Origin of the sequence: Shewanella sp. 6_MG-2023 (assembly GCF_030547195.1) — a bacterium.
Taxonomy (GTDB): Bacteria; Pseudomonadota; Gammaproteobacteria; order Enterobacterales; family Shewanellaceae; genus Shewanella.
The window spans coordinates 1-6,077 of record NZ_JAUOQU010000055.1 but is presented as its reverse complement, the minus strand read 5'-3'; the positions used below and the strand labels follow the sequence as shown (position 1 = coordinate 6,077).

The 6,077-nt window shown below is 44.2% G+C and carries 1 protein-coding gene; it reads right to left on the bottom strand.

Annotated features, from left to right (window positions below; genetic code table 11):
- Positions 1-6,077, bottom strand: a 6,077-nt coding sequence (locus Q4533_RS19350; protein ID WP_303503859.1) for a tandem-95 repeat protein, incomplete at both ends; no start/stop codon positions are given.

The window sequence follows — 6,077 nt, the reverse complement described above, 5'->3', positions numbered from 1 at the left end:
CTTGAGTTCGCTAATAACTGCTCAGCGCTAATGGTGATTTGGCCGTCTTCGTTGACTGTGTATGAGGTTGAACCCGCTACCGGTGCATCATTAATATCAGTTACTGTAATATCGATATTAGCGCCAACGGTTTCTTTTCCATCAGTGACCGAGAAGCTAAGTTCAACTTGACCATTAAAGTTCTCATTTGGCGCAAAACTATATGTTCCATCGCCATTATCAGTGAATACACCTTCGGTACCACTGTATTCAACACCACTAACGGATAAGTCGTCTCCATCGATGTCTGTTGCGCCCGTAAGCAATTGCTCATCAGTGAAGATTAAGGTTCCATCTTCTTCGACAGTGTAAGCTTGATCTTCCACTCCTACTGTTGTGTCATTTATAGGGTTAATAGTCAGATCAATGTTGGCTTGAACTGTGGTTCCACCGTCATAGACATCAAAGCTTATATCCATTTCACCATGGAAGTTTGCATCAGGAGTCAGGGTAAATGAACCATCGTCGTTTTCTGTGATAGTAACGTTGTTACCGCCAGTTAGATTTCCAGCAGTTAAGTCATCACCGTCTACATCACTGGCATTGGCTAACAATTGCTCTTGAGACAGGGTAATACTGCCGTCTTCATCAACACTGTAAGCCAGATCACCCGAAACGGGTGCATCATTCACCGCAATGACTTCAATGCCTGCTGTGGTTTGCGCCACTGCCCCATCATCATCGATGACTGAGATATCGAGGCTAATATCACCATTGAAGTTCTCGTTTGGCGAGAAGGTCACTGAGCCATCCGAGTTTTGAACCAGAATACCGTCGGTGCCTGAGTAGCTCACGCTATCTAAACTAACGCTACCATCAACATCACTAGAGTTTGCCAATAACTGCTCAGGGCTAATGGTGATTTGGCCATCTTCGTTGACTGTGTATGAAGTTGAACCCGCTACCGGTGCATCGTTAACATCGGCAACAGCGATATCAATGTTAGCTGGGGTCACTTCAGTTCCATCGCTTACCCCATATTCAAGTTGCACATCACCATTAAAGTTTTCATTTGGCGCGAAGCTATGGGTACCATCACCGTTGTCGGTGAGCACACCATCGGTACCTGTGTAACTCACATCGGCGATAGTTAAATTATCACCTTCAATGTCGGTGGCACCAACAAGCAGTTGCTCATCGGTAATGATGATCACGCCGTCTTCGTTCATGCTAAAGCTTTGATCTTGCGCTAGAGCAGCATCATTAACAGGGTTAACACTTAGATTTAATTCAGTGGAGACGATTTGATCGCCATCACTGACATCAAAGCTAAACGATACTTCACCGTTGAAGTCCGCATCAGGGGTAACTGTGTATGTTCCATCACCATTGTCGACCAATGTGACATTGTCATCATCAGAGCTGACATTAACGGCAACTAAATCATCACCATCAAGATCGGTCGCATTCGCTAATAAATCAGCTTGAGTAATAGTGATTGAGCCATCTTCATCAACCTGTGCGGTAACTGCATCAGAATCAGGTGCATGGTCAACTTCAAAGTTTATCGTTTGAACAGTACTAGATTGATCGTCATTTGACAGTTCAGTGGCTGTTGCGATGATCTCTAACGATGCTGAACCGGTGTAATCCTCAGGGAAGGTAACTGCAAGGTTTTGATCCAACACAGTGGTTGGGATAACAACGCTGCCATCTTCACCAACAACAATTTCACCTTGGAAAATTTGGCTATTTGTTTCACCAACATCAATGGTAAATGTGAAGTCATCAAAATCTTGATCTCCGCCGCCAAAGAGATCTTCAACACCGTAAACAATATCGCCATCTTCATTCAGTGTGGTTCTCGTATGCTCTATGCCATCTTCGTTAAGATTGCTATTGCTGCCACCATGGAAAATCGCATCACCAAATTGACTTAAAATCGGCGTTTCGACGCCATCTTCACTAATGTGAACCAATCGCGGGTCGACTGAGTCGATAGTCGCAGGGTTACCATCGGCATCGCGGAACTCAAATGTACCGTCCTGCATATTCTCAAAGTCATTACGATTGAAACCATTTGGGATCACAAATAGATTGAAGCTTTCACCCGCCTCGACATCAAACGTGAAGGATGATTCACCTGGGATTAATTCACCGCCAGAGCCCACTTCAGAAGCATTTTCAAAACCAATTTGTACCCCTGTAATATTACCTTCTTCATCAACGGTATAGTAACCCGCCGTATTTTGATATCCGGCAGTTTCGCCCTGGAACGTCACGGTAATATCGGTATTGTCGTAACTGGTAATACCGCTGCTTTGTTCGTCAAACAGCGCTTCGCCGTCATAGGTCAGTACTGAACCTTCTGGTAAACCATTTACTTCAACCGTAAGGGTTTCAGAAAGGTCTTGATCCACTAGACTTGCATCAATATTAAGTTGCGTGGTTGAACCGGGCTCTACCACAATCACTTCATCAGTGACGACATCGCCATCACCCGTTGTTACTGTTAAGTCAGGAGCATCAGCAACGGCTTCGATGGCAACACCAATACTTTGTGATACCTCATCTGTGCCATCTGACACACTAAAATCGACCTCAATATTGCCACTAAAATGTTCATTCGGAGTGAAGCTGTAAGTACCGTCGCCATTATTCGTCAATGTACCTTCATCTGCGCTGTAAGATACATCAGTAATACTAAGCTCATCACCTTCGATATCTGTCGCTTGTGCCAATAATTGCTCTTCTGTGAAGATTAATGTTCCATCTTCTTGAATTGCAAAATTAAGCGGCTGCACTTCAGGCGCGTCATTAATTGGATTAACTGTCAGAGTCAGCTCTGTAGGTGTGTCAGTTTCACCGTCCGAAACATCATAACTAAAGACAATATCGCCATTAAAATCAGCAGAAGGCGTAACGCTAAAGGTACCGTCGCCATTATCGACAACGGTCGCATTTGGATCGTTAGTTTGTAAACCATCGGCTCTTAAGAAATCACCATCTTGATCTGATGCATTTTCAAGTAGCATTTCTTGAGTAACTAAAATTGTGCCATCTTCGTCTACAGAAGCAACAATAGGCCCAGCTTCAGGGACATCATTTACAAACTCAACATTAAGACTAATATCGGCCGAAACCACATCAGTGCCGTCACTGACATCAAAGCTCAAGCTGGCGGTACCGCTGTATTCCGCTTGTGGGGTTAGCGTATAAGTCCCATCGCCATTATCAATGACTTCAACGTTTGGATCTTGCGATGTGACATTAACAACAGATAACTCATCGCCTTCTATATCCGTTGCTTGAGCCAGTAACTGCTCGGTAGTAACCGTTATAGCTTCATCTTCCATGGTATTAAATGAAAGATCAGGAACATCTGGAGCATCATTAACTGGCGTAACCGTTAGATCTAATTCAGTGGCAACCGTTTCAATACCATCAGTCACATCGTATGTAAATTGGATGTCACCATTGAAATCTTCACTTGGGGTGATCGTAAAGCTGCCATTGTCATTTTGTACGACAGTCGCATTTTCATCGTTGGTAACAAGATTGGTTGCGGCCAGAGAATCACCATCGACATCACTGGCATTGGCGAGTAATTCTTCTTGAGATAGGGTAATACTGCCGTCTTCATCCACAGTTACCGCAACTGGGCCAGAGACTTCAGGGCCTTCGTTGTATTCTTCAACGGTAATATTTAATGAACTAGGAGCAGATGCTTGGCCATCACTAACCTCGAATGACAAAGACACATTGCCGGTAAATCCTTCTGCTGGCGTGAAGCTAAAGGTATTGTCACCGTTGTCGACCAAAGTACCATCCAGCTGATTGGTCAGCACTAAATCTTCAATATGAAGAATATCGCCATCAACATCACTTGCACCTGACAATAAGCTAGATGCATTAATGGTCATGGTGCCATCATTGAGCATTTGTAAATCTAATGGCGCCCCTGCAACAGGGACATCATTAACAGGGATAACAGTTAAATCAATATTATTGGTTGTAACATCTTGACCATCACTAATGCCATAACTTAAGTCGACGTCACCATTGAAATTTTCGTTGGGAACAAAGGTGTAACTACCATCGTCATTGGTAATTAACTCACCGGCATTACCGCTGTAACTCACATCTTGAATAGATAAATCATCACCTTCAATGTCAGATGCATTCGCAAGTAAATCAGCATCAGTGAAGCTAATAGAGTTGTCTTCTTCAGTGCTAAGGACTATTGGTCCAGATGCAATTGGTGCATCATTGACCTCAGCAAAGTTGATATGGATAGTATTGTCATCAACTAACTCACCATCAGTCACTTGATAAGTTAGGTCAATATCCCCCGAGAAATTCTCATCTGGGGTAAGGGTCCAAGTGCCATCACCATTGTCGGTTAGCGTTGCATTCTCATCGTTTAACTCAAGATTAATGATATCGAGATTTTCACTATCAATATCAGAAGCTTGCGCAAGCAACTGCTCCTCGGTTATCACAATAGAAGCAAAACCATCTGCCCCTTCTGAACTTGTCACAACAGGAAGCTCTGCAGATAAATCGATATCTTGATCACCAGCGTGAAGGTTCAGCTCAATTGTTTCTGTTACTTCAGTGCCATCTACGGCAATCGATGTAAAGACCACATCATCAGGTAACGTCTGCGATACAGACATATTCTGCACCACATAAGTGCCGTTACCTTCAATTGTGCCTAACTCAAATCGTGCTACGGGTTCATCCGTGGTAAGGGTATACGTATGCTCGAAACTACTATTATCATCTTTATGATAAGTTTGTGAGTCGATGAGGTTACCATCGGCATCAAAAGCCCTAATTTCTACTTCAGTGAAGTTTTTAGATCCTTCAACAAACCAACCACCTAAGCCATCTAGTTCGAAGCTGATTTCATTAATATCTTGACCTTCAACATTAATAACTAGCTGCTCATCACCACTTAAACCTTGTCTATCGGTATCGCCAATACCATGGCCAATATGAGTATTACCATTCCAAGCGCCTAACGGCCCATCTGTACTCTGGGTGGTAACTACTAAGTCGCCATCAGTAAATTCACGGGTATGTGAATCTATTTCTGTGCCCCAATCATCAACTGTCGCATTATCATCGAAGGTACCGATTTGACTGGTATGAGTAGAATCAGTAACTGCGGTTTCATCAGCAACAAAGCGTACTTCAGTATCAGGCGCGAATTCTTGTCCTACCTCTAACGTCACCCATTCATCATTGATATTGGCTTGCACAATACCAAACTCAGGTTGTGCATCGAGGCGAATAGCAGGCTCTTCACGAAGACTAACGCCAACGGTTTGATCTTCTTCTGCTTGAATATAAATATCGGCACCCGCAATCGGTGCATCGTTGACTGGGTTAACGGTTAAATCAACACCGGTGGCCACTGTGGTGGTGCCATCTGAGACATCAAAGCTTAAGTCTAAGTCGCCATTAAAGTCCGCATCTGGGGTAATCGTAAAGCTGCCATCGTCATTCGCCACAACTGTTGCGTTACCAGCAACGCTAAGCCCTTCAGCGGTTAAATCATCACCGTCTACATCAGATGCATTGGCAAGTAATTGTTCTTGGCTGAGAGTAATGGTGCCATCTTCATCGACATTGTAAGCCAGGTTACCATCAACCAATGGCACATCATTGACCGCGAGTGTGGTGATGCCTGCGGTGGTTTCAGCGGTCGCGCCGTCATCATCGATAACCACCACATCAAGACTGATTTCGCCGTTGAAGTTCTCATTAGGGAAGAAAGTGACCGAGCCATCAAGATTATTCGTTAATATGCCGTCGGTACCAGAGTATGACACTGAGTCTAGGCTGACGGTGCCATCCACATCGCTTGAGTTCGCTAATAGCTGCTCAGCGCTAATGGTGATTTGGCCGTCTTCGTTAACTGTGTATGAGGTTGAACCCGCAACCGGTGCATCGTTGACATCCGTAACCGCAATGTCGATGTTAGCTGGTGTGGTTACCGTGCCATCGCTGACGCCGAAATCGAGCTGTAAATCACCATTGAAGTTTTCATTTGGCGCAAAGCTATGGGTGCCATCACCGTTGTCGGTAAG